General features: G+C 73.3%; 20 protein-coding genes. 11 read left to right on the top strand and 9 right to left on the bottom strand.

The features are described 5' to 3' along the window. The first annotated feature begins 125 nt into the window (after positions 1 to 125). The 4 genes from ahcY to efeB all read left to right on the top strand — a co-directional run bounded on the left by ahcY (position 126) and on the right by efeB (position 5,192). Positions 126 to 1,625 carry an adenosylhomocysteinase gene (ahcY, locus tag ACLQ2X_RS13215; protein WP_425681287.1) on the top strand — a complete coding sequence of 500 codons (1,500 nt, stop codon included), beginning with the start codon at positions 126 to 128 and terminating at the stop codon, positions 1,623 to 1,625. A gap of 194 nt (positions 1,626 to 1,819) precedes the next feature. Then, positions 1,820 to 2,713, top strand: a complete 894-nt coding sequence (gene efeU, locus ACLQ2X_RS13210) for an iron uptake transporter permease EfeU (RefSeq protein ID WP_425681286.1) — start codon at positions 1,820 to 1,822, stop codon at positions 2,711 to 2,713. A gap of 29 nt (positions 2,714 to 2,742) precedes the next feature. Next, positions 2,743 to 3,873 (top strand): iron uptake system protein EfeO, encoded by a 1,131-nt coding sequence (gene efeO, locus ACLQ2X_RS13205; RefSeq protein WP_425681285.1) that lies wholly within the window; start codon positions 2,743 to 2,745, stop codon positions 3,871 to 3,873. Then, the gene (gene efeB, locus ACLQ2X_RS13200) at positions 3,870 to 5,192 is read left to right on the top strand and encodes an iron uptake transporter deferrochelatase/peroxidase subunit (protein ID WP_425681284.1); all 1,323 of its coding nucleotides are present in this window, start codon (positions 3,870 to 3,872) and stop codon (positions 5,190 to 5,192) included. Before efeO ends, efeB begins: the two co-directional genes overlap by 4 nt. 6 nt (positions 5,193 to 5,198) lie before the next feature. Here efeB and ACLQ2X_RS13195 read toward each other — a convergent pair whose 3' ends face one another. Then, on the bottom strand, positions 5,199 to 6,128 hold the full coding sequence (locus tag ACLQ2X_RS13195) for an RDD family protein (RefSeq protein ID WP_425681283.1): 930 nt from the start codon (positions 6,126 to 6,128) through the stop codon (positions 5,199 to 5,201). A gap of 41 nt (positions 6,129 to 6,169) precedes the next feature. Here ACLQ2X_RS13195 and ACLQ2X_RS13190 point away from each other — a divergent pair, with 41 nt between their 5' ends. After that, on the top strand, positions 6,170 to 7,123 hold the full coding sequence (locus ACLQ2X_RS13190; RefSeq protein WP_425681282.1) for a stage II sporulation protein M: 954 nt from the start codon (positions 6,170 to 6,172) through the stop codon (positions 7,121 to 7,123). On the opposite strand, the gene ACLQ2X_RS13185 is transcribed toward ACLQ2X_RS13190, so the two are convergent. The 5 genes from ACLQ2X_RS13185 to ACLQ2X_RS13165 are packed head-to-tail and all read right to left on the bottom strand — an operon-like array spanning position 7,101 to position 12,118. Continuing rightward, on the bottom strand, positions 7,101 to 8,411 hold the full coding sequence (locus tag ACLQ2X_RS13185) for a DUF58 domain-containing protein (protein ID WP_425681281.1): 1,311 nt from the start codon (positions 8,409 to 8,411) through the stop codon (positions 7,101 to 7,103). The genes ACLQ2X_RS13190 and ACLQ2X_RS13185 overlap by 23 nt on opposite strands. Next, positions 8,408 to 9,385 carry an AAA family ATPase gene (locus ACLQ2X_RS13180; RefSeq protein ID WP_425681280.1) on the bottom strand — a complete coding sequence of 326 codons (978 nt, stop codon included), beginning with the start codon at positions 9,383 to 9,385 and terminating at the stop codon, positions 8,408 to 8,410. The genes ACLQ2X_RS13185 and ACLQ2X_RS13180 overlap by 4 nt, the downstream gene beginning before the upstream one ends. After that, positions 9,382 to 10,674, bottom strand: a complete 1,293-nt coding sequence (locus ACLQ2X_RS13175) for a DUF4350 domain-containing protein (protein WP_425681279.1) — start codon at positions 10,672 to 10,674, stop codon at positions 9,382 to 9,384. Before ACLQ2X_RS13175 ends, ACLQ2X_RS13180 begins: the two co-directional genes overlap by 4 nt. Then, positions 10,671 to 11,276: a DUF4129 domain-containing protein gene (locus tag ACLQ2X_RS13170; protein WP_425681278.1), complete on the bottom strand. Its 606-nt coding sequence runs from the start codon at positions 11,274 to 11,276 to the stop codon at positions 10,671 to 10,673. The genes ACLQ2X_RS13175 and ACLQ2X_RS13170 overlap by 4 nt, the downstream gene beginning before the upstream one ends. Further along, a complete protein-coding gene (locus ACLQ2X_RS13165; protein ID WP_425681277.1) occupies positions 11,273 to 12,118 on the bottom strand; it encodes a hypothetical protein in 846 nt (281 codons plus the stop codon). Before ACLQ2X_RS13165 ends, ACLQ2X_RS13170 begins: the two co-directional genes overlap by 4 nt. 211 nt (positions 12,119 to 12,329) lie before the next feature. Between ACLQ2X_RS13165 and mtrA the strand changes: the two genes are divergently transcribed. From mtrA to hpf, 5 genes are all read left to right on the top strand, one after another. Continuing rightward, positions 12,330 to 13,019 (top strand): MtrAB system response regulator MtrA, encoded by a 690-nt coding sequence (gene mtrA, locus ACLQ2X_RS13160; RefSeq protein WP_425681276.1) that lies wholly within the window; start codon positions 12,330 to 12,332, stop codon positions 13,017 to 13,019. 49 nt (positions 13,020 to 13,068) lie between these two features. After that, positions 13,069 to 14,784 (top strand): MtrAB system histidine kinase MtrB, encoded by a 1,716-nt coding sequence (gene mtrB / locus ACLQ2X_RS13155; protein ID WP_425681396.1) that lies wholly within the window; start codon positions 13,069 to 13,071, stop codon positions 14,782 to 14,784. Continuing rightward, positions 14,781 to 16,586: an LpqB family beta-propeller domain-containing protein gene (locus ACLQ2X_RS13150; RefSeq protein ID WP_425681275.1), complete on the top strand. Its 1,806-nt coding sequence runs from the start codon at positions 14,781 to 14,783 to the stop codon at positions 16,584 to 16,586. Before mtrB ends, ACLQ2X_RS13150 begins: the two co-directional genes overlap by 4 nt. A gap of 7 nt (positions 16,587 to 16,593) precedes the next feature. Beyond that, the gene (locus tag ACLQ2X_RS13145) at positions 16,594 to 17,301 is read left to right on the top strand and encodes a ComF family protein (RefSeq protein ID WP_425681274.1); all 708 of its coding nucleotides are present in this window, start codon (positions 16,594 to 16,596) and stop codon (positions 17,299 to 17,301) included. Positions 17,302 to 17,548: 247 nt separating this feature from the next. After that, a complete protein-coding gene (gene hpf, locus ACLQ2X_RS13140) occupies positions 17,549 to 18,193 on the top strand; it encodes a ribosome hibernation-promoting factor, HPF/YfiA family (protein WP_425681273.1) in 645 nt (214 codons plus the stop codon). A 47-nt stretch (positions 18,194 to 18,240) separates the two neighbouring features. On the opposite strand, the gene ACLQ2X_RS13135 is transcribed toward hpf, so the two are convergent. Together ACLQ2X_RS13135 and ACLQ2X_RS13130 are read right to left on the bottom strand one after the other, a co-directional pair. Continuing rightward, positions 18,241 to 19,347, bottom strand: coding sequence for a GNAT family N-acetyltransferase (locus ACLQ2X_RS13135; RefSeq protein WP_425681272.1), 1,107 nt, complete (start codon positions 19,345 to 19,347; stop codon positions 18,241 to 18,243). Continuing rightward, entirely contained in the window at positions 19,344 to 20,501 is a 1,158-nt protein-coding gene (locus ACLQ2X_RS13130; RefSeq protein WP_425681271.1) for a GNAT family N-acetyltransferase, read from the bottom strand. Before ACLQ2X_RS13130 ends, ACLQ2X_RS13135 begins: the two co-directional genes overlap by 4 nt. Before the next feature lie 170 nt (positions 20,502 to 20,671). On the opposite strand from ACLQ2X_RS13130, the gene secA reads away from it, so the two are divergent. Then, positions 20,672 to 23,587 carry a preprotein translocase subunit SecA gene (gene secA / locus ACLQ2X_RS13125; RefSeq protein ID WP_425681270.1) on the top strand — a complete coding sequence of 972 codons (2,916 nt, stop codon included), beginning with the start codon at positions 20,672 to 20,674 and terminating at the stop codon, positions 23,585 to 23,587. Positions 23,588 to 23,672: 85 nt separating this feature from the next. On the opposite strand, the gene ACLQ2X_RS13120 is transcribed toward secA, so the two are convergent. Further along, positions 23,673 to 24,374 carry an Rv3235 family protein gene (locus ACLQ2X_RS13120; protein WP_425681269.1) on the bottom strand — a complete coding sequence of 234 codons (702 nt, stop codon included), beginning with the start codon at positions 24,372 to 24,374 and terminating at the stop codon, positions 23,673 to 23,675. Positions 24,375 to 24,447 lie beyond the last annotated feature (73 nt).

Genomic DNA, 24,447 nt, shown 5'->3' with positions numbered 1-24,447 from the left:
GTCTGTTCACGACCGACCGCCCCGTGCGCTGTCCGCCGTCGTCGATCCGCCCGCCGCCACCGACCGACACCCTCGCGCGCGTATGGTGGAAGGCTGCGCACCACACCCGTTCGACAGGAGCTTCCATGACCAGCACCCTTCCGGCGGCCTCCACCGGCGCGTCGTCCGGAGCCCGGCCGAGCACCCTCGCCGAGGGCGACTACAAGGTGGCGGATCTGTCGCTCGCCGAGTTCGGGCGTAAGGAGATCCGGCTCGCCGAGCACGAGATGCCCGGCCTGATGGCGATCCGGCGTGAGTTCGCCGACGCCCAGCCGCTGGCCGGCGCCCGGATCACCGGCTCGCTGCACATGACCGTCCAGACCGCCGTCCTGATCGAGACCCTGGTCGCGCTGGGCGCGCAGGTCCGCTGGGCGTCCTGCAACATCTTCTCCACCCAGGACCACGCCGCCGCGGCGATCGTGGTCGGCCCGGAGGGCACTCCGGAGGCGCCGGCCGGCGTCCCGGTGTACGCCTGGAAGGGTGAGACGCTGCCGGAGTACTGGTGGTGCACCGAGCAGGTGCTCGCCTGGCCGGACGGGCAGGGCCCGAACATGATCCTGGACGACGGCGGTGACGCCACCCTGCTGGTGCACAAGGGCGCCGAGTTCGAGAAGGCCGGGGCGGTGCCGCCGGTCGAGTCCGCCGACTCCGAGGAGTACGCGGTCATCCTCGAGGTGCTGCACCGCTCGCTGGCCGAGGACAACCAGCGCTGGACCCGGATCGCCGCCGGCATCAAGGGCGTCACCGAGGAGACCACCACCGGCGTGCACCGTCTCTACGAGATGCACCGCTCCGGCACCCTGCTCTTCCCGGCCATCAACGTCAACGACTCGGTGACCAAGAGCAAGTTCGACAACAAGTACGGCTGCCGCCACTCGCTCATCGACGGCATCAACCGGGCCACCGACGTGCTCATCGGCGGCAAGATGGCAGTGGTGATGGGCTACGGCGACGTGGGCAAGGGCTGCGCCGAGTCGCTGCGCGGCCAGGGCGCCCGGGTCGTGGTGACCGAGGTCGACCCGATCTGCGCGCTGCAGGCCGCGATGGACGGTTACCAGGTGGCCACGCTCGACGACGTGGTCGAGCAGGCCGACATCTTCATCACCGCGACCGGCTGCTACGACGTCATCACCAACGAGCACATGGCCCGGATGAAGCACCAGGCCATCGTCGGCAACATCGGCCACTTCGACAACGAGATCGACATGGCCGGTCTGGCCAAGCGCGACGACGTCACCCGGGAGAACATCAAGCCGCAGGTCGACGTGTGGCGCTTCGACGACGGCCACGCCATCATCGTGCTCTCCGAGGGCCGCCTGCTGAACCTGGGCAACGCCACCGGCCACCCGAGCTTCGTGATGTCGAACTCGTTCGCCAACCAGACCATCGCCCAGATCGAGCTGTTCACCAAGACCGACGAATACCCGATCGGCGTGTACGTGCTGCCCAAGCACCTGGACGAGAAGGTCGCCCGGCTGCACCTGAGCGCGCTCGGCGTCAAGCTGACCACCCTCACCAAGGAGCAGGCCGCCTACCTGGGCGTCTCCCCGGAGGGGCCGTTCAAGCCCGACCACTACCGCTACTGAGTTCCCGCACGAAAAGGGGACCGGGACGGCCGCCGCGCGGCCGTCCCGGTCCCCTTTCGCGTACGCGGGGCAGCCGGCGGATGTCGACCTTCCATCGAACCGGGTGACGTTACCCGGATCGGCTTGACGTTCGCTGTGAACAGGAGCAAGGTATGCCTGCCCTAAGTTATTGAGGCACGTCTACGGAGCGCCTGATGTTCGCCACCTACCTGATCGGCCTGCGCGAGGGCCTGGAAGCCACCCTTGTGGTCAGCATCCTCGTCGCCTTCCTGGTCAAGTCGCAGCGCCGGGACCGGTTGCCGCAGGTGTGGGCCGGCGTCGGCCTGGCCGTGGCGCTGTCCGTCGGCTTCGGCTCACTGATCCAATACACCTCGACCTCGCTGCTGCGCACCTCCGGGTCGCGCGAGATGTTCGAGGCGGTGACCTCGGTAGCCGCCGTGGTCTTCGTGACCTGGATGATTTTCTGGATGCGCCGGGCGGCCCGCTCCATCGCGGGTGAGCTGCGCGGCAAGCTCACCGACGCGCTGGCGGTCGGTTCCCTGGCGGTCGCCGGCATGGCCTTCCTCGCCGTGGTCCGGGAGGGCCTGGAGACCGCGCTGATCTTCTACGCCGCGGCCGAGAGTGTGGCCGGTGGCACCGGCCTCGGCTCGCTGCTCGCGCTCGTCGGTGGCATCGCCACCGCAGTGGTGATCGGCTTCCTGCTCTACCGCAGCGCGCTGCGCATCAACCTGAGCCGGTTCTTCACCTGGACCGGGGCGCTGCTCATCCTGGTGGCCGCCGGCATCCTCAAGTACGGCGTGCACGACTTCCAGGAGGCAGGCGTGCTGCCCGGCCTGAACGATCTGGCCTTCGACATCTCCACCACACTGGACCCGAACACCTGGTACGGCGCGCTGCTCGCCGGCATGTTCAACATCACCGCCGCACCCACCGTGCTGGAGCTGACCGCCTGGATCGCGTACGCGGTGCCGGTGCTCGTGCTCTTCCTGCGCAAGCCCGCCCCACCGGCCCGGCCGACCCCGGCCGCCGACGCCCCGGCCACCGACGTGCCGGCCGACGTCGCCGCTGTCCCGTCCCCGCGCGCCTGACCCGCCCGTTCCCGAGGAGACCCCGCACGATGCGTACCACCCGACTCGTCGCGCCCGCCGTCGCCGGGCTGCTCGCCGTCGCCGGACTGACCGGCTGCGGAGGCGGTGACGACACCGACGCCCCGAGCGGCGGGCCCATCGCCGTCAAGGCCACCGACACCGTCTGCGAGGTCGGCGACACCGAGATCGACGCCGGTCAGGTGACGTTCAAGGTGACCAACAACGGTGCCAAGGTCAACGAGTTCTACGTCTACGCCGCGGGGGACCGGGTGATGGGCGAGGTGGAGAACATCGCCCCCGGGCTCAGCCGCGAGCTGCGGGTCGAGCTGTCCGCCGGCACGTACGAGACGGCCTGCAAGCCAGGGATGAGCGGCCGGGGCATCCGGGGTGCGCTGAAGGTCAGCGGCACCGCCGCGAGCGTCGCTCCCGACGCCGCGCTGACCCAGGCCACCGACAGCTACCAGCGCTACGTGCGCAGCCAGACCGCCGCGCTGCTGACCAGGACCGAGGAGTTCGTGGCCGCCGTCAAGGCGAACGACGTCGCGAAGGCCAAGGCGCTCTACCCGGTGGCCCGCACCTACTGGGAGCGGATCGAACCGGTCGCGGAGAGCTTCGGCGACCTCGACCCGAAGATCGACGGTCGCGAGGAGGTGGTCGAGGAGGGCATGGAGTTCACCGGCTTCCACCGGATCGAGAAGGACCTCTGGACCACCGGCGACGTCAGCAGGGACGGCGCGATCGCCGACCAGCTCCTGGTCGACGTCAAGGCCATCGTGGCCAAGGCGGACGCCGAGAAGCTCACCCCACTCCAACTCGCCAACGGCGCCAAGGCGCTGCTCGACGAGGTCGCCAGCGGCAAGATCACCGGCGAGGAGGAGCGCTACTCGCACACCGACCTGTGGGACTTCAACGCCAACCTGGAGGGCTCGAAGGCGGCGATCGCCGCGCTGCGCCCGGCCCTGGAGCAGCGCGCCCCCGACCTTGTCAAGCAGCTCGACAGCGAGTTCGCGAACGTGGAGGCCACGCTCGGCAAGCACCGCGCCGGTGACGGTTGGAAGCTGCACACCCAGCTCGGAAAGGCAGAGCTGAAGGAGCTGTCCGACGCGGTGAACGCGCTCGCGGAGCCGGTCAGCAAGGTCGCGGCGGCCGTCGCGCGATGACCGCACCGACCGGCGGTGACGCGACGAGCGAGCCGAACAGCCAGCGGACCGGGCGCGTGATCTCCCGCCGCCGGGCGATGACCCTGGCCGGCGTCGGCGTGGCCGGGGTCGCCGGGGTGGCGACCGGCGCCGGCGCGCTGCGCGCCGCCGGCAACGAGGCGTCGGGGACCGGATCCGCCGCCGGTTCCGTGCCGTTCCTCGGCGCCCACCAGGCCGGCATCACCACCCCGGCCCAGGACCGGCTGCACTTCGTGGCGTTCGACGTGGTCACGAAAGACCGGGCTCGGCTGGTGGCGATGCTCCAGGAGTGGACCGCCGCCGCGGCCCGGATGACCGCCGGTAGGGACGCCGGGGTGATCGGTGCGGTCGGCGGCATGCCGGAGGCCCCGCCGGACGACACCGGCGAGGCGCTGGGACTGCCCCCGTCGCAGCTCACCATCACCGTGGGCTTCGGGCCGTCGCTGTTCCGCGACGCCCAGGGCCGGGACCGCTTCGGCATCGCCGACAGGCGTCCGGCCGCCCTCGCCGACCTGCCGCGCTTCGCCGGCGACGCACTCAAACCGGAGCTCTCCGGCGGCGACCTCTGCGTCCAGGCGTGCGCCAACGATCCGCAGGTGGCGGTGCACGCCATCCGCAACCTCGCCCGGATCGGCATGGGCGTGGTCAGCGTCCGCTGGTCGCAGCTCGGCTTCGGGCGCACCTCGTCGACGTCGCGGGATCAGGCCACGCCGCGCAACCTGTTCGGCTTCAAGGACGGCACCGCCAACCTCAAGGCCGAGGACGCCGCACTGCTGCGCGACCAGCTCTGGGCGCAGCCCGGCGACGGGCCGGACTGGATGACCGGCGGCTCCTACCTGGTCACCCGGAAGATCCGGATGCTCATCGAGACGTGGGACCGCAGCCCGCTGGCCGAACAGGAGACGATCGTCGGCCGGAGCAAGGGCAGCGGGGCCGCCCTGGGCCGGCGGGACGAGTTCGACGAGCCGGACTTCGCCGCGAAGGGCGACGACGGTCAGCCGGTCATCGCGGAGAACGCCCACGTGCGGCTCGCCCACCCGGACGCGAACAGCGGGGCCCGCCTGCTGCGTCGCGGCTACAACTACGTGGACGGCTCCGACGGGCTGGGCCGGCTCGACGCCGGTCTGTTCTTCATCGCCTACCAGCGGGACCCGCGCCGCCAGTTCGTGCCGGTCCAGACCCGGCTTGCCCGCAACGACGCGATGAACGAATACCTGCGGCACGTCTCCAGTGCCCTGTTCGCCTGCCCGCCCGGCGTGCGGGACGCGGCCGACTGGTGGGGCAGCGCCCTGTTCTCCTGAGCCGGCTCAGCGGCGTACCGGATCGGGGGTTTCATCCGGCGCGGCGGGCCGCAACCGGCCGGCGGCCGGCCCGACGACCGGCGCCGGGACCAGCTCCGGCCAGAGCGTGCCGGTGACCCCCCGGGTGCGGCCCAGCCGGTGCGCCGCCCGCCGCCCCCGCTCGGCCAGCACCGCCGCCAGGTACGCCCAGTCCGGCGCCGCCCACGGCGGGGGCGGAGAGGTGACCGCGGCGACCTCCGCCCACAGTTCCCGGCCCAGCCGCGCCCGGTCGGGCCCGGCGAGGCCCGGCAATCGGCCCAGGTACTGCCGGACGGCCAGCGCCAGCCCGTCGTCCAGCCGGGTCAGGTCGAGCGTGCCGGCCCAGGCCAGCAGGTCCGGGGCCGGCGGCAGCGGCCGCCACCCCCGCGTGGCGGCGCGGGTGTGCACCACGAGCGTGCCGGCAACCAGGTCGCCCAGCCGGCGACCACGCGGATCGGTGAGCATCACCGCCACGCCCGCCGTCCAGCTCAGCAGCGGCAGCACCAGCCCGGGCCACTCCACCGCGACGCCGACGAGCGCCCGGGTCAGCGACTGGCCGACACCGACCGGGCCGCCGTCGGCCCGCACCACCTGCAGGCCCACGACCATCTTGCCCAACGTCCGGCCACCGGCGAAGCGCTCCATCACCACCGGGTAGCCGATCAGCACCAGCACCGCCAGCACGGTCGTCAGCGCGCCGATCAGAGCCCTGTCGGCGGCGTCCCCCAGCCCGGAGCGCATCACGATCGACAGCACCGAGATGAGCGCCAGCGCCACGACGAACTGGGCCACCAGGTCGATCAGCAGGGCGAGCACCCGGGAGCCCAGCCGGGCCGCCCGGACCTCCAACTCCACCGCCTCGCCACTGACCAGACCGGCGTCGGCCCACCGAGCCGGTGGGGTAGGTTGCGCGCGCACCACGACAGTGAACACCATGGACGCCCGACGGGGGAGGGTGAGTGGATCTCGACGCGTACGTGGCCGAGCACGACGCCGAGTGGCGGCGGCTGGCACACCTGACCGGCCGACGCCGCCTCGACGCCGCCGAGGTCGACGAACTGGTCGCGCTCTACCAGCGCACCGCCACGCACCTGTCCGCGCTGCGCAGCCGGGCACCGGAACCGGCGCTGGTCGGGCGGCTGTCGCAGCTGGTGCTGGCCGCCCGCGCCCGGGTCACCGGCCGCCCCCGACTCTCCTGGACGGCGGCCGGCCGGTTCCTGCTGACCGACCTGCCCGCCGCCCTCTACCGGTGCTGGCCGTGGTGGTGCGGCGTGGCGACCGCGTTCAGCGCGTTCACCTTCTTCCTCATCTGGTACGTCGCCGGTCACCCGGACACCGCGGCCGCGTTCATCGGCGTCGAAGCCGCCCGGCAACTCGTCGACTCCGGGTTCGCCGGCTACTACACCGAGTTCTCCGCACCGACCTTCGCCTTCCGCCTGTGGACGCACAACGCCTGGCTGGCGGCCCAGTGCCTGGCCGCGGGTGTGCTTGTGGTGCCGGTGCTCTGGCTGCTGTGGCAGAACGCGCTGAACATCGGCGTGGTCGGCGGGGTGATGGTCTCCTACGGCCGGGCCGACGTCTTCTTCGGCATGATCACGCCGCACGGCCTGCTGGAGCTGACCGGCATCTACGTGGCCGCCGGGGTCGGACTGCGTACCGCCTGGGCGTGGATCTCCCCGCCGGCACACCTGGGGCGCGGGCGGGCGCTGGCCGAGGCGGGACGCCTCGCCGCCGTGGCCGCGGTCGGCCTGGTCGGCCTCTTCGCGATCTCCGCGCTGATCGAGGCGTTCGTCACCCCGGCGCCGCTGCCGGTGGTCCTGCGGGTGGCGGCCGGCGCGGCGGCCTGGCTGGCCTTCCTGGCGTACGCGCTGATCCTCGGCCGGCGGGCGGTCAGAGCTGCCCGAGCGACTTGAGCCGCAGATAGGTGTCGGCGACGGCCGGGGCGAGCCGGTCCGCGGGCACGTCCACCACGGTCACGCCGTGCCGGGACAGTGCGGCGCGCACCCGGTCCCGTTCGGCGAGCGCGCGCCAGGCCGCGGCAGCGGTGTACGGGTCGTCCGGGCCGGTCGGCGTGGCCGTGGCGAGCCCGGTCAACGCCGGATCGCTGCTGGCCGCCAGCACCACCCGGTGCCGGGCGGCGAGCCGGGGCAGCACCGGCAGCAGCCCTTCGCCGATCGCGCCGGCCTCCAGCGCGGTGAACAGCACCACCAGGCTGCGCTGCCGTTCCCGGCGCAGCACCTCGGCGGCGATCAGCTCGAAGTCGGTCTCGGCAAGCGTCGGCTGAAGCGGCGCCACCGCGTCGACCAGCCGGGTCAACAACCGGGGCCGACCGCTGCCGGTCACCCGGGCCCGGATCTCGGTGTCCGCCGCGAGCAGGTCCACCCGGTCGCCGGCCCGAGCGGCGAGCGCGGTCAGCAGCAGCGCCGCGTCGATGGCCGTGTCCAGGCGGGGCTCGTCGCCGAGCCGGACCGCCGAGGTGCGGCCGGTGTCCAGCACGCAGACCAGACGCCGGTCCCGCTCCGGACGCCAGGTACGCACCAGCACGTCGGCGCGGCGGGCGCTGGCCCGCCAGTCGATCGAGCGGACGTCGTCGCCGACGGCGTACTCGCGGAGCGTGTCGAACTCGGTGCCCTGCCCGCGTCCCCGGGTCACCTGCACCCCGTCGATGACCCGCAGCCGGGCCAGCTTCTCCGGCAGATGCCGGCGGGAGTCGAAGCGGGGCAGCACGCGCAGTGTCCACGGTGGCGTGGCCGGTCGCCCGGCCCGTTGCCGGGCGCCCAGCCCCATCGGCCCGAGCGAGCGTACGGTCAACGCCACCGCGGGCCGGTCGCCGCGCCGGGTCGGGGTGAGCCGGACCGGCACCGCGACGGTGCCGCCCGGCGCGACGGTGAGCAGTCGCCCCGGCGGCAGTTCGGGTCGCGCCCCGGCCGACGGCACCCAGGCGTCACGGACGTTGGCGCGCAGGACCCGGTCGGTCGGGTTGGTCAGGTGCAGGGTGACCGTGGCGGTGCCGCCGAGCCGGACCGTCCGGTCGCCGCTGCGGGTCGCGGTCAACGCGTGCGGCGGGGCCGCCAGCGCCCGGTCGAGGGCGACCAGCAGCAGCACCACGACGGTCAGCGCGGCGACGCCGAGGAACGGCGTCGGCCACGCCGGCAGGGTCAGCGCGCCCACGCCGAGCAGCAGACCCGCCCGCCACGTCATCGCGGGGTCGGCACGGTGGCCAGCACCGAGTCCAGCACCGCGTCCGCGGTCAGCCCTTCCAGCTCCACCTCCGGGCGCGGCCGGAGCCGGTGCCGCAGCGTGGGACGGGCCACCGCCTTCACGTCGTCCGGGGTGACGTGGTCCCGCCCGGCCAGCCAGGCCCACGCCTTGGCGGTGTTGAGCAGGGCGGTCGCGCCGCGGGGGGAGGCGCCCAGTTCCAGCGCCGGGGCGGCCCGGGTGGCCCGGCAGAGGTCCACCATGTAGGCGAGCACCGGTTCGGCCACGAACACCGCCCGCGCCTCGGCCGACGCGGCGGCCAGGTCCGCGGCGTCGGCCACCGGGCGTACGCCGGCCGCGCGCAGGTCCCGCGGGTCGAAACCGGCGTGGTGCGCGCGGAGCACGCCCAGTTCCGCCTCGCGCTCCGGCAGCGGCACGGTCAGCTTGAGCAGGAACCGGTCGAGCTGCGCCTCGGGCAGCGGGTAGGTGCCCTCGTACTCGACCGGGTTCTGGGTGGCCGCGACGATGAACGGCTCGGGCAGCGGACGGCGGGCACCCTCGACCGTGACCTGCCGTTCCTCCATCACCTCCAGCAGCGCCGACTGCGTCTTGGGCGGGGTGCGGTTGATCTCGTCGGCGAGCAGCAGGTTGGTGAAGACCGGCCCCTCCCGGAACGTGAACGCGGCGGTGCGCTGGTCGAAGATCAGCGAGCCGGTGACGTCGCCGGGCATCAGGTCCGGGGTGAACTGCACCCGCTTGGAGTCCAGGTCGAGCGCGGTGGCCAGGGTCCGCACCAGCAGCGTCTTGGCCACCCCGGGTACGCCCTCCAGCAGCACGTGCCCCCGGCAGAGCAACGCGATCACCAGGCCGGTGATCACGGCGTCCTGCCCGACGACGGCCTTGGCCACCTCGGCGCGCAGCCGGTGCAGGGCGGCGCGGGCGCCGGACGGGGCGGTGGTCGTGACGGGTCCGGTCACCGGGGATCTCCTTCGGTCGGATGCGGGGCCAGGGTACGGGTCAGCGCGTCCAGGTCGCGGGCCAGCTCCACCAGCTCGCGGTCCTTCTTCGGGGCAGGGCCGTACAGCAGGTCGGCGACGCGTTGCGGATCGGCCCCGGCCGACCCGGCGACCCGCGCCGCCACCTCGTCCTCCGGCAGGTCCGGGGGCAGGTTGAGCCGGGTCAGCAGCCGGTGCCGGGCGGCGGCGCGCAGCGTCTCCGCGACGCTGTCCCGAGCCCGCGCCCGCCGGTACAGGCGGGCCCGGCCGCGCACCGTCTCGGCCGAGCGGACGGCCACCGGCAGTGGTTCCGACACCGGTGGCCCGAGCCGGCGGGCCCGCCAGAGGACCACGAGCAACCCGGCCAGGGCGAGCTGCACCAGCATCGCCCAGAACCAGGGCGGGAACGCGCCCCACAGCGGGTTCTGCCAACGCCGCGCCGATTCCGGGGGCTTGGTTCGTTCGGTCCGTTCAGTCCGTTCGGCCCGACCGTGCCCGTCGGATTCTTCGACGGACGGCGCCCGTGACCAGCTCGGTGGGGTCGGGGCGGGCACCGGGCCGGGCAGGTCCAGCCAGACCAGCGGACGGTCGCCGCCGAGCAGGCCGGTGCCGAGCGCCTGGTTGCCCCACTCGTCGATCCGGGCGTTGCGGAACGGGTCACTGGCGCCGACCAGCACCAGCTCGGTGCGGCCGGCGACCCGGAGCAGCGCGTCGCCGTAGCAGCGGTCCGCGCCCGGCGGCCCGGCGTACCGCTGCCGGTCGACCGCGGCGGTGCCGGCGCGGACCGCCTCGGGCAGCCGGCACGGTGCACCGTCCGCGTCCGGCGGCACGGCCCGGGCGGCCCAGCGCCGGGTGGTCGGCTCGGCGTGCGCGTCCAGCTCGACGAGGACCCGCCGGGACGGCTCGACCAGCACCAGCCGGCTGCCCGGTGGCAGCGCGGTCAACCCGCGCAGCCGGTCCGGGTGGATCAGGTCGGGTGCGGGCACGAACAGCGTGGTCGGCCCGGAGCGGGCGGCCCGCAGCGCCGCGTCGAAGTCGGTCTCCCGGCGCACCGGCACGGCTTGGGCGCGCAGCTCCTCGGCGAGCCGGCTGCCGCCTTCGTCGGTGGTGGCGACGGGGGAGAGGAACCCGGGCTCGTCCGGGTCGGGCTGGTCGATCGCGTGCAGGACCAGGGTGGCCACGATGACGAGCGCGGCGAGGCCGAGCGGGATCAGCAACCGGTGCCCGCGGCGGCCCGCCGCCGCCGGGGCCGCCGTTGTCTCGGCGGTCACGGCCGCTCCTCCCCGGTCAGGTCCCGCCGCAGGTCGGCGGCGAGGTCGGCCATCCGGCGGTCGTGGCCGACGGTGGCGGGACGTTGGGCGTACCACAGCTCGGAGAAGATCGCCCCGGCCGCGTGCAGGGTGGGCCGGATCTGGGGGCGCACGCCGGCCGCCGCCTCGGTCAACTCGGTGACGGTGAGCCCGGCCCGGGGCTCCACCACCCGCCGCGCCACCAGGAGCCGGACCATCTCGCGCAGCCGTTCCCGCACCGCTTCGGCGTACCGGCCCTCGGCCGCCAGCCGGTCGGCCAGTCCCGGCTCGCCGGCCGGGGCCGGAGCCCGGGGCGCGGGCACGCGCACCGGCGGCAGGTCCGTCGGGTGGCGGGTGCGCCGCCGCCGGCGGCGGGGCCGGCGCAGGCGGGGCCAGCGGAACCGGGGACGGCGTAGCCGCAGCCGGGGCAGCCTCGGCCGGGGCAGCCGGCGGGGCACCCAGGCGGGGTAGTAGCGCCAAGCCAGCGCGATCACCAGCGCGGTCGCCAGCAGGATCAACGCGGCCAGCGGCAGGGGCAGGACGTCACCGAGGGCGGCGACCGCCTCCGTCCACCACCGGCTCACCGCAGCGCCGCCAGCAGCACCGGTTCCGGTACGCCGTCCGGCGCGCGGGACAGCCGGATGTCCAGCCCCTCGGTGCGGACCCGGGCCTCCAGGTGCAGCACCGCGTCCAGGCAGGCCAGCCCCGCGTACGCGAGCGCGTTCACCGCCGCCCAGGTGGCGGTCGCCACCGGCAGTGCCCAGGCCGAGACGTCGAAGAGACCGAGCGCCTGGAGGCCGTAGTAGCCGCCGATCCCGATGCCGAGCCGGATCACCCACCAGCCGAGGTAGCCGAGCAGCCGGATGGCCGCGGCGCGGGTGCCGACCCGGCCGGCCAGCCGTACCGCCCGCCACGGCGCCCGGTACGCGGGCAACCCGTCCAGCACCAGGACCGGCACCACCATCCCGAGCAGCGCGTACGCGAGGAACCAGCCCGGTCCGGTCAACGCGGCCAGGGCGACGACGAGGCCGATCACGGCTGCGGCCAGCAGGGTCGCGCCGGGTCGGGTTCCCCGCCGCAGCTCGACCGGGGCGAGGCGGCGTCCCAGCAGGGCGGCGCCGGCGCCCCGGGCGGCGGGGGCACCCAGCAGCGCGATGATCGCCGCCTCGGTGCCGGCGCCGACCGCCAGCAGCAGCCAGTACCAGCCCAGCGACAGGTCGCTCTCGATCGGTGACCAGACGGGCGGCCCGGTGCCGGCGAGCATCCGCAGCGGGTGGAGCACGGCCTGTTCGGCCAGGGCGAGCGCGGCGGCGAGCGGGACGAGCACCCGGGCCTGGTCGCGCATCAGCAGCACCGCCGCGTCGAGGAGCTCACCGACGGTCAGCGCACGGCGCGGCAGCACCGTGGTCGGACCGGTGTCGGACACGCGTACTCCTGGGCGGGAGGGCGGAGGTGGCGGGCGGTGGCGCACCCGGGGGATCATGGTTGCACGGCGGGTCCGCATCCGGTGGACCTGCCCCGGCGCGATGCGCCGCGCCGGGATATCACGCCGCCTGCGGTGGTGTGCCGACGCACTCGGCGCTACCGTGCCGTGAGATGCGAACCTTCCGAGGAACGGGGATGGAACGATAAACCCCATGAGAGCCCGGGTACTGGTGGTCGACGACGACCCCGCCCTCGCCGAGATGCTCGGCATCGTGCTGCGCAGCGAGGGCTTCGTGCCGTCCTTCGTCGCGGACGGGGAGCGGGCGTTGGCCGCCTTCCGCGACAGCCGGCCCGACATCGTCCTGCTCGATCTGATGCTGCCCGGCATGAGCGGTATCGACGTTGCCCGCGCCATCCGGGCCGAGTCCGGTGTGCCCATCGTGATGCTGACCGCCAAGAGCGACACCGTGGACGTGGTGCTGGGCCTGGAGTCCGGCGCCGACGACTACGTGGTCAAGCCGTTCAAGCCCAAGGAACTGGTGGCCCGGATGCGGGCCCGGCTGCGCCGGGGCGAGGACGTGGCCCCGGAGATGCTCACCATCGGGCCGCCGAGCAACCAGATCAGCATCGACGTGCCGGCGCACACGGTCAGCCGTAACGGCGAGGAGGTGAAGCTGACGCCGCTGGAGTTCGACCTGCTTGTCGCGCTCGCCCGCAAGCCGCGTCAGGTCTTCACCCGGGAGGTGCTGCTGGAGCAGGTCTGGGGCTATCGGCATGCCGCCGACACCCGCCTGGTCAACGTGCACGTGCAGCGGCTGCGCGCCAAGATCGAGCCGGATCCGGAGCGACCCGAAATTATCCTCACCGTGCGAGGCGTGGGTTATAAGGCGGGCACCGGATAGCCTGGTCAGCATTGTGGTGACCGCCCCGCTGCCCGACTCGCCGCCCCCTGTGCCCCGCCGGCTGTCCGCCGTGCGGGCACTGTGGCTCGCCCTCGGTGGCTGGCTGTCCCGGGCCGCCGCAGCGGTACACCGGTCCTGGCGGCGCTCGCTCCAGGTTCGCGTGGTCACCATCACACTTGTGACGTCGAGCCTGTTGGTGGGCGGCTTCGCCTACCTGATCGCCGACAAGATCACCGGCATCCTGCTGGAGAACGCCGAGACCGACGTGCGGCTGCGGTTGAGCAACGGCAGCGAGTACGCCGCGAAGCAGTTCAACCTCTACCGGCAGCCGCAGGAGGCGCAGCTCCAGGACACCATCGACGGCACGGTCAACTATCTGGCCGGCGGTGACCCGGCGCAGACCAGCGGCGTGGTGGTGGCGATCACCGCCGACAACTTCGCCGAGTTCATCGAGCCGCGCAGTTCCCCCGACGTGCCGGTGGGCGCGGTGATCAGCGACGAGCTGCGCAAGGCGGTGGCGTCGGGCAAGGTGGCCCACCAGATCCGCGCCGGCGCACTGGGCGGCGAACGCACGAAATACCTCGTCTACGGCTCCCCAGTGCCGACGAAGTTCGGGCAGGTCGAGCTCTACTACCTCGTACCGCTGACCCGGCAGGACGCCACGGCGGCCGACGCCCGGGCCACGGTGGTCGCCACCGGTGTGGCGCTGGTGCTCCTGCTCGGCCTGCTGGCCGCGCTCGTCACCCGGCTGGTGGTGACGCCGGTGCGGGTGGCGGCGCGCACCGCCCAGCGGCTCTCCGCCGGCCTGCTCGACCAGCGGATGGTGGTCTCCGGCGAGGACGACCTCGCGTTGCTGGCCGCCTCGTTCAACCAGATGGCCACGAACCTGCAACGGCAGATCCTCCGGCTGGAGGAGATGTCCCGGCTGCAACGCCGGTTCACCTCCGACGTGTCGCACGAGCTGCGGACCCCGCTGACCACGGTACGGATGGCGGCCGACCTGATCTTCGCGGAGCGGGACGAGTTCGACCCGGCGGTGGCCCGCAGCGCCGAGCTGCTCCAGGCCGAGCTGGACCGGTTCGAGGAACTGCTCACCGACCTGCTGGAGATCAGCCGGTTCGACGCCGGGTTCGCGGTGCTGGACAGCGAGCCGACCGATCTGGTCCCGGTGGTGCATCGGGTGACCGAGCGGCTGGCCGGGCTGGCCGGGCGGGCCGGCGTGACCATCGAGTTGGACCTGCCGGACACTCCGGTGATCGCCGAGGTCGACCCGCGCCGGGTCGAACGGGTCCTGCGCAACCTGGTCGGCAACGCGGTCGAGCACGGCGAGGCCAAGCCGGTACGGATCACGTTGGGACAGGACCAGAGCGCGGTGGCGCTCACGGTGCGCGACCATGGCATCGGCCTCAAGCCGGGCGAGGAGAAGCTGGTGTTCAACCGTTTCTGGCGGGCCGACCCGTCCCGCGCCCGGCAGACCGGCGGCACCGGTCTGGGGCTGTCGATCAGCCTGGAGGACGCCCGCCTGCACGGCGGTTGGTTGGAGGCGTGGGGCGCGCCGGGGCAGGGCGCCCAGTTCCGGCTCACCCTGCCGGCGCGGTCCGGGGACCGGCTCACCACCTCTCCGCTGCGGTTGGTGCCGGCCGACGCCCTCGTGCCGTTCGGGGGCCCGCGGGTCGGCGGCCTGCTCCCCGTCGGCCACGGTGACGCGGAAGCGCTGGCTGCCGGCCCCGCAGACGGCGGTGACCGGGCGGAGGCGCGGCCGTGAGCCGGCGTGCGCTGGCCCTGCTGCTGGCCGCCGCCCTGCTTCCCGCAGGGCTGGCCGGGTGCGGCATTCCGGGGGAGACCGACGTGCAGGTCGACGGCTCGGTGCGGGTCGGCGAGGCCGACGCGCTCAACGGCACTCCGGCGTCGCCGCCCGCGCCGACGGACAGCAGCGAGCCGGTGGCGTTCATCGAGAACTACCTGCGGGCCGCCGCTGCCGGGGAACGCGACCAGGCGTACGCCCGGGCCCGGAAGTTCCTCGCCGAGGAGGCCCGCGACCTGCTCCCGGGCAAACCGCAGACCAGCGAGGTGGACCTGACCGTGGTCCGGCTCCGGGAGAAGCCGGAGAGCACCCCGCCCAACAACCAGGGCACCAGCACCGTGACGCTCAAGGTGCAGCAGATCGGCGTGCTGCGGGCCGACGGCACGCTCGGCCAGCCGGTGTCCGGCCAGACGCAGTACGTCTTCGAGATGCGTCGGGCCGAGCCGGCCAGCACCGGGCTGCTGATCACCGAACTGCCGAACGTGCTGCTGGCCAGCGACTCGGCGCTGCGCGAGTACTACCGCCCCCGCACCGTCTACTTCTGGAACGCCGAGCTGACCCGGCTGGTGCCGGACCAGCGTTACCTGCCCGCCTCGGCGCCGACGGAGCGTCGGATCACCGAGGTGGTGAAGTGGCTGGCGGACCGCCCGTCCGACTGGCTGGCCTCCGGGGTGACCGGGCTGCCCGACGGGACCCAGCTGATCAACAACGCGACCGGCGCGGACGGCCGCTGGGAGGTCAACCTGAACATGCCGGGGGCCAACGAGCAGCGGCTGACCCGGCTCGGCACCCAGTTGGCCTGGTCCCTGTCGGACCTGACCGGTCAGCTCGACCTGAAGATCCAGAACCAGAAGCGGTTGACCGTCGACCTCCAGCGGGAGCGGGAGTCGAACACCGCCTACCCCCGTGGCGTGAACCCGGTGCGGTTCGCCGTCTACGACGGGGCGGTGCGCCCGCTGGCCCTCGGCAACGAACCGCGCGGCACCGTGCCGCTGCCGGCCCCGGAGAACCGCAACGTGGTCTTTGCGTCGTTCGCCCAGGCCGACGACCAGGTGTTGGCGGCGTTGGTGGTGACCGGGCCGGGGCCGGACCGGCGGCAACGGCTCAAGGTCGGCTTCGGCCCGGAACCGGTGGCGGTGCTCAACCTCAGCGACCGGGCGTTCAGCGAGATGAGCCGCCCCACCTGGCTGCGTTCGCTCGACAAGACCCGCCCGAGCGGGTTGGTGGCCGCGGACGATCGGCTCTACCGGTTCGACGGCTCGGGCCGGATGAGCGAGATCCCGCTGTCCGTGCCGGGGCCCGTGGTGACGGTCGCGGCTTCTCTCGACGGCCATCGGATCGCCTTCATCAGCGGTGGTGCGGCCTATGTCGCCGCGGTGAGCGTCGAGGGGGGTGTGCCCAACCTCGGGCCGCCCCGTCCACTGGCCACCCTGCTGACCGGCGTGACGGCGGTGGACTGGGTGGCGGAGAACCAGTTGGTGCTCGCCGGCAACGAGGCGGACCGGCGGTCGGCGATCTACCAGGTGGCCGTCGACGGCGCGTGGGAGGACCCGCTGGCGGCGGAGATCGGTGCCCCGGTCCCCCGGGTGGCGGGATATCCGGGTGGTCGTGACCGAGGGTTGGAGCCGTTCTCCTTCATGTTCGAGACGAACAACGAGGCGTGGCGGAACAACCCCTTCACCTTCGTCAAGCCGGCGCAGGTGCTGGACGTGCCGGCTGGTAGCCGGGCGACCAGTCCGACCGCCCCGTTCTTCCTCTACTGAGCACCCGGTGCGGGATCCGGGTGGGCTCTGGTCGGACCTGACCGATCTGGTGCTGCCGGTCGGGTGCGCCGGTTGCGGTTCCGCGTCGGCGGGCCTGCGGCAGGGTTTCTGCGCGGTCTGCGTGGGCGAACTGGAGGCGCTGCGACCCGCACCGACCCGCCCCGATCCGTCGCCGCCCGGCCTGCCTCCCTGCGTCGCGCTGGGCCCGTACGGCGGGGCCCTGCGCGGGGGACTGTTGGCGTACAAGGACGGGGGCCGGCACGGGTTGGCCCGCCCGTTGGGCGCGCTGCTGGCCGAGGTGGTCGCCGCGGCCGTGGGGTCGCCCGGCCCGGTGACCCTGGTGGCGGTGCCGGACACCGCCCGTGCCGCTCGTTCCCGGTACGGCGACCACCTGGACCGGCTGGTCCGCCCGGCGGCGACGCGGCTGCGCGCGGCCGGCTGGCCGGTACGGGTGCTGCGTCCGCTGCGGGCGTTGCCGCGGCTGGACTCGGTGGGGTTGGACAGCGCCGGGCGGGCCGCGGCGGCCGAGGCGACGTTCCGGTTGCGTCGCCTGGTGACCGGCGCCCGGGCGCCGGTGGGGGCCGTGGTGCTGCTCGACGACATCGTCACCACCGGGGCCACGCTGGCCGCGGTGAGCCGGATATTGCGCGGCGTGGGAATGACGCCAAAGGCCGCGGCAGTGCTCGCGGCAACGCAAAAACGGCGTCGGCGGTGACGCTTCGTGTTTCCCTTTCACCCCATGGTGTATGAGGTGTTAAATTCCACGACCCCTCTCGGCGACCGGGGGTGACGGCCGCCCCGACAGGAGTTAGCGTTTCGGTGTCGGGGGTAGTGAGATGCCAACCTTCCCCCGGCACTGGAAGGAGGCGTAGCCGAACACCACCGGTCGACGCCGAGCGGGGCTCCCCGGCTGCGTCGACCGGATGATCCGGACTGAACGACCGCCGAACAAAGGAGGTCACGTGGACATCGTGGTCAAGGGCCGAAACGTCGAAGTGCCCGATCATTACCGGGTACATGTAGCCGAGAAACTCGCAAAGATCGAACGGTACGACCACAAGCTCATTCGGGTGGACGTCGAACTGTTCCACGAGCGCAATCCGCGCCAGGCCGACCACTGCCAGCGGGTGGAGATCACCTGCGTGACGCGTGGCCCGGTGATCCGGGCCGAAGCCTGCACCAGCGACTTCTACAGCGCGCTCGACGCCGCCATCGCCAAGCTGGACACCCGCTTCCGCCGGGCGGCCGACCGCCGCCGCGTGCATCGCGGACGCCACGCGCCGATCTCGGTGGCCGCCGCCACCGCCGGCCTGCCGGTCGCCGACCTCGACGGGCCCGGCCTGGCGGCCCTGGACGGCCGGCGCAGCGCCACCGCGGTCGCCGAGCGCCCCGACGAGGCCGCCTACCCGGAACCGGACGACCAGCCGTGGCACATCGCCCGGGCGAAGGTCCACCCGGCCGAGCCGATGACCGTCGACGACGCGTTGTTCCAGATGGAACTGGTCGGGCACGACTTCTACCTGTTCCAGGACAAGGAGTCCGGCCGCCCGAGCGTGGTCTACCGCCGGCACGCCTACGACTACGGGATCATCGCACTCGACACCTGACCCCGGACCGGACGACGCGGGCCCCCGCCCGCTCGCGGGGGCCCGCCTCAGTTCTCGTCCGTGGCCAACCGGCCGAAGACCACCGAGTCGACGCGGCTGCCGTCCGGGCCGGGCAGCCGGCCGCGCAGCAGCCCTTCGCGCCGGAACCCGGCCCGCTCCAACACGTGCTGCGAGGCCGGATTGTCCGGCCGGGTGCCGGCCCAGAGCCGGAGCACCCCGATTCCGAACGCCCATCCGGCGACCAGGCGGACGGTCCGGGTCGCCAGCCCGCGCCCCCGCGCCTCGGGCAGCAGGCTGTAGCCGACCATCGCCTGCCCGGTCGCCGGCTCGTCGTGGAACAGCGCGCAACCGCCGACCACGACGCCTGTGGTCGCGTCGAGGATCGCCAGGTCGGCCGCCTCGCCGGCCAGCCAGCGGGTCGCAGCGAGCCGGCAACGGCGGGCGACCGCCGCCCGTTCCGGCGGCACCGGCGGCACCCGGTTCGCCACCACCTCCCGCAGCGTGTGCAGGCGGTGCAGGGCGTCGACGTCCGCCGGCTCCACCCGGCGCAGCGCCACCACACCGTCGGTGAGCCGCCCGCCGGGCAGGTCCGGCAGCAGGCGGGCGGTCGGCCCCGGCGGGTCGCCGGCCAGCCGCACCCAGGCGACCAGGTCCGGGCGTACGCCCTCGCGCGGCGCGCCCGCCGCCCGGCGTACCCCCTCGTGCCGGTAGCCGCAGGCCAGTGCGATCCGCTGGCTCGGCACGTTCTCCGGATGGGTGAGCAGTTCCAGCCGGCCCGCCCCGGCGGTGAACGCCTGCTCGGTCAGCAGCCGGGTGGCGGCGGTCGCCACGCCCCGGCCACGCGCCGACGGCCCCACCCAGTAGCCGATCTCGTAGGTCGCCCGCTCCGCGCTGACCCGGGTCAGTCCGATGCTGCCGAGCAGCCGGTCGGTGGCCGGGTCGGCGATCGTGTACGCCGACCCGCCCGCCGCCCACGCGGCCGGGGCCCCCTCGGCGATCCACCACCGGGCGGCGTCGGCGTCGTACGGGTCGGGCAGGAGGGGCATGAACCGCCGGGACTGCGGGTCGGCGCACCCGGCCACCATCTCGGGCACGTCCGCCGGGTGGCACGGCCGCAGCCGTACCCCGTACCCCTCGATCGTCTCCGGGGTCACACCAGGTCCTGCGGCAGGAGGCCGCCGATCCACACGTCCTGCCGCTCGCCGCGGTGCTGGACGCCGCCGCGCAGGGTGCCCTCGACGGTGAAGCCGGCCTTCTCGGCGGCCCGCCGGGAGGCGGTGTTGCCGACGTTGCACCCCCACTCGATGCGGGCCAGGCGGAGCGTGGTGAAACCCCAGGTGCAGAGCGCGGCGAGCGCGGCCGGCAGATAGCCCCGGCCCCGGGCGTGCGGCGCGGTCATGTAGCCGACGTCGCCGACCAGCGGGTCTTTGGTGTGGATGCGCAGGTCGATCGAGGCGACGTAGCGGTCGTCCGGGTCGGCCACCGCGAACGTCGCGGCGGTGCCCCGCGCCCATGCCGGGCGCACCAGGTCCCGCAGGTAGCCCTCGGCGTGTTCCGGCCGGTACGGGTGCGGCACCGTGGTCCAGCGGACGGTCTCCTCGTCCTGGCAGGTGCGGGTCAGCTCGGGCAGGTCGCGTTCCTCCAGGGCACGCAGCCGCAGTTCGGTGTCCCCGACGGTGGCGAACAGCACCGGCTGCGGTCGGCCGAACACCGCCGCACGGCGGGCCTGGAGCGTGTCCGGCCCGTACGGGAAGGGGGCGCCGGGGGCGGCCAGGTCGGCCGGGAACAGGGAGCCGATCCACCCTTCCGGCCGGCCGCCCTCGGCGGGGTGGGCCAGCCGCAGCTCGCCGGAGATCTGGAAGCCGGCCCGCAGCGCGACCAGCCGGGAGGCGTGGTTGCCGATCTCGGCCTGCCAGATCAGCCGGCGTAGCTTCAGCGCGTCGAACGCCCAGCGGGCCAGCGCGCGGATGGCGCGTACGGCGACGCCCCGGCCGCGGGCCCACGGCGCGGTCCAGTAACCCACCTCGGCCGAGTCCAGCACCCTGTCGATGGAGATCAGGTCGATCGAGGCGAGCAGCTCGCCGGTGCCGTCGTCGCAGACCGCGAACTGCGCCCCGGTGCCCTGCGCCCAGCCGGTGGCGCTGCCCGTGGTCACGAACTCGGCCGCGTGTTCGGGCAGGTACGGGCGAGGTACGGCGCTCCAGCGCTGGATGTCCGGGTCCTGGCAGGCGCGGTGCACCGCGTCGGCGTCCGCCGACCGCCACGGCCGTAGCAACAGTCCGTCCTCGATGATCTCCACAGGCTCCATCGGAGCCATCGTGCCGGATCGTTCGCCGATGGCGTAACCGGATTTCGGTGGCCGTGGCACACCACCGTGGCGTTATGTCGGGTTCGGGAGCCCGGACCGCCGCCACCAGTGACCATCGTCGCGTCGGAGCGCCTACGATGGTTCGAGACCGTCTAGGGGAGCGTTGATCCGTGTCGATTCTGGAAAAGGTCCTTCGCGCCGGCGAGGGCCGCATGGTGCGTCGGCTGAAGGCCATCGCGGCCGCCGTCAACTCGATCGAGGACGACTACGTCAACCTCACCGACGATGAGCTGAGCGGCATGACCGACCAGTTCAGGGAGCGCCTCGCCGACGGCGAGACCCTGGACGACCTGTTGCCCGAGGCGTTCGCGGTGTGCCGGGAGGCAGCCTCCCGGGTGCTCGGCCAGCGTCCGTACGACGTCCAGGTGATGGGCGGCGCGGCGCTGCACTTCGGCAACATCGCCGAGATGAAGACCGGTGAGGGCAAGACGCTGACCTCGGTCATGCCGGTCTACCTGAACGCGCTCGCCGGCGAGGGCGTGCACGTGATCACCGTGAACGACTACCTGGCCGAGCGCGACGCCGCCTGGATGGGCCGGGTGCACGAGTTCCTCGGTCTGCGCGTCGGCGTGGTGCTGCCCAACCGGCCGGCGAGCGAGCACCGCGCGGCCTACGAGTGCGACATCACCTACGGCACGAACAACGAGTTCGGCTTCGACTACCTGCGCGACAACATGGCCTGGTCGAAGGAGGAGCTGGTCCAGCGCGGCCACTTCTTCGCGGTGGTCGACGAGGTCGACTCGATCCTCATCGACGAGGCCCGGACCCCGCTGATCATCTCCGGGCCGGCCGAGCACTCCGCCCGGTGGTACCAGGAGTTCGCCACCGTGGTGGCCCGGCTCCAGCCCGGCACCGACGGCGAGGGCGACTACGAGGTCGACTACGCCAAGCGGACCATCGCCATCACCGAGCGCGGCGTGGCCAAGGTGGAGGACCGCCTCGGCATCGACAACCTCTACGAGTCGGTGAACACCCCGCTCGTCGGCTACCTGAACAACGCGATCAAGGCCAAGGAGCTCTACAAGCGCGACAAGGACTACATCGTCAACGACGGTGAGGTCCTGATCGTCGACGAGTTCACCGGTCGTATCCTGCACGGCCGCCGCTACAACGAGGGCATGCACCAGGCGATCGAGGCCAAGGAGGGGGTGGACATCAAGCAGGAGAACCAGACGCTTGCCACCATCACCCTGCAGAACTACTTCCGCCTCTACGACAAGCTCTCCGGCATGACCGGCACCGCGCAGACCGAGGCGGGCGAGTTCAACAAGGTCTACAAGGTCGGCGTCGTGACCATCCCGACGCACCGACCCATGGTTCGCCTCGACCGGCCCGACGTCATCTACAAGACCGAGAAGGCCAAGTTCAACGCGGTCGTCGAGGACATCGCCGAGCGTCACCAGCAGGGCCAGCCGGTGCTGGTCGGCACGGTCTCGGTGGAGAACTCCGAGATCCTGTCGCACATGCTGCGCCGCCGCGGCATCCCGCACTCGGTGCTGAACGCGAAGTTCCACGCCAAGGAAGCGGAGATCGTCGCCCAGGCCGGGCGCAGGGGGGCGGTCACGGTCGCCACCAACATGGCCGGGCGTGGCACCGACATCCTGCTCGGCGGCAACCCCGAGTTCCTCGCCGCCAACGAGCTCCACCAGCGCGGTCTCGACCCGGTCGAGCAGCCGGAGGAGTACGCCAAGGCGCTTGAGGAGATCCTGCCGACCTGGAAGCAGGCGTGCGACGCGGAGGCGGAAGAGGTGGCCGCCGCCGGTGGGCTCTACGTGCTCGGCACCGAGCGGCACGAGTCCCGCCGCATCGACAACCAGCTGCGCGGTCGAGCCGGCCGTCAGGGCGACCCGGGCGAGTCCCGCTTCTACCTGTCGTTGCAGGACGAACTGATGAAGCGCTTCCGGGCCGGGGCGGTCGAGGCCGTGATGGAGCGGTTCAACATCCCCGAGGACGTGCCCATCGAGTCGAAGATGGTCACCCGCCAGATCAAGAGCGCCCAGGCCCAGATCGAGGGCCAGAACGCCGAGATCCGCAAGAACGTCCTGAAGTACGACGAGGTGCTGAACAAGCAGCGCCAGGTGATCTACGCCGAGCGTCTCCGGGTGCTCAACGGCGAAGACCTGTCGGACCAGGTCCGCAACATGATCGACGACGTGGTGACCGCGTACGTGGTCGGCGCGACGAGCGACGGGTACGCCGAGGACTGGGACCTCGACCAGCTCTGGTCCAGCCTGAAGCAGCTCTACCCGGTCGGCATGACCGTCGAGGAGGTGGAGGAGGAGGTCGGCGCCCGCGCCGGTATCGACCAGGACTTCCTGCTCGCCCGCCTCAAGGAGGACGCGCACGCCGCGTACGACCGGCGTGAGGAGCAGCTCGGCGAGGAGGCGGTCCGCCAGCTCGAGCGGATGGTCCTGCTCCAGGTGATCGACCGCAAGTGGCGCGAGCACCTCTACGAGATGGACTACCTGCAGGAGGGCATCAGCCTGCGGGCCTACGCCCAGCGCGACCCGGTCATCGAGTACCAGCGCGAGGGCTTCGACATGTTCGCCACCATGATGGACGGCATCAAGGAGGAGACGGTCGGCTTCCTCTACAACCTCGACGTGCAGGTCGAGGAGGCCGCCGAGCCGGAGGCGGAGGAGGTGCAGCTGCTGGAGAAGCCGGTCGAGATCCGGGCCAAGGGGCTCAACCGCACGCCGCAGCGGCAGGGCCTGCAATATTCCGCGCCCGCCGTGGACGGCGAGGCCGGTCGGGGGACCCCGGTGGTCGAGCGGGTCGAGCAGCAGGCGCCGGCCCTCGGCATCGGCCAGCCGGCTGCGGAGCGTCCCGCGGGCTCGACGCCGCGCCGCACGCGCGCCGGTGCCGGTGGGGCGAGCGGTCAGGCGGCGGCAGCCGCGGGCACCGCCCGGCGGGCGGCGCCCGGTCAGGTCGACGGTGGCGAGGGCCCGTCCCGCAACGCGCCCTGCCCGTGTGGTTCCGGCCGTAAGTACAAGCGCTGCCACGGCTCGCCCAACGGCGGCAACTGATCCGAGCAGCCCGACGGGCCCCGGCTACGGCCGGGGCCCGTCGGCGTTCGTCCGGCTCGCGCCCGCAGGCTGGTCGCCCCCTGGCCTAGAGGACGTCGAGGACGAGACACAACCATGTGCCACGGCGGCGCTCCAGGCGCAGGGCCACCGCCCAGCTCGTGCCGCCGGGCCCGGCGAACACGGCGGTCGCCTCGACGGCTCCCGCGCGCGGTTCGCAGACCCGTAGGCGCCGCAGGAGCAGGGCCGGCCGGGTGGTGCGGCTGCGTACCGGCTTCACCCGACGGGCTGCCCGGCCCAGCTCGGCCGACACCAGGCTCGCCGCCTCGGGCAGGCAGAGCGGGCGGAGTTGACCGGGCGGGCGGAAGCCGTTGACCACCTCGAGGAAGGTGCGGACGAACCGGTGTGCGGCCCGGGCCGCCTCGGGGGTGGCGGTGACCTGTGCCGTCGGCGCCGCTGCGGTCGGCAGTGGGCGGGCGCCACCGGCTGGCCGGGCCGGACTGGGCGGGTGCGGTGGTCGGCCGGTGCCGGCGGTGTGGACGGTGCCGGGTGGCGCCGTCCCGCCCGCGTGCGGCCCGGACGTGGACCAGCGGGGCCAGGCGGGGGCCGGGTCGGCCGCGCGGCTTGCCGGCCGCCCGGGATCACGGCGGCGCGGGTCGACCAGGTCCAGGGCCAACTGGCCGGCCGGGCCCCAGGCGGACTCCTCGTCGGCGCAGGGCGGGTCGAGCGGCGGAGCAGGCCGGAGGCGGATCGGTGGGCGTGGCGATCGGGGACGCCGGGTGTCGACCATGTCAGCCCTCAGTCCTTACGTTTGCCTTCGTTTGCCTCCGACAGCCTTCATCTTCCGGGACGGCGAGGGTCAT

Origin of the sequence: Micromonospora sp. DT31 (assembly GCF_049841795.1) — a bacterium.
Classification (GTDB): Bacteria; Actinomycetota; Actinomycetes; order Mycobacteriales; family Micromonosporaceae; genus Micromonospora.
Note: the sequence above shows the minus strand (reverse complement) of the source record. Positions and strands in the feature narration are given on the sequence as shown.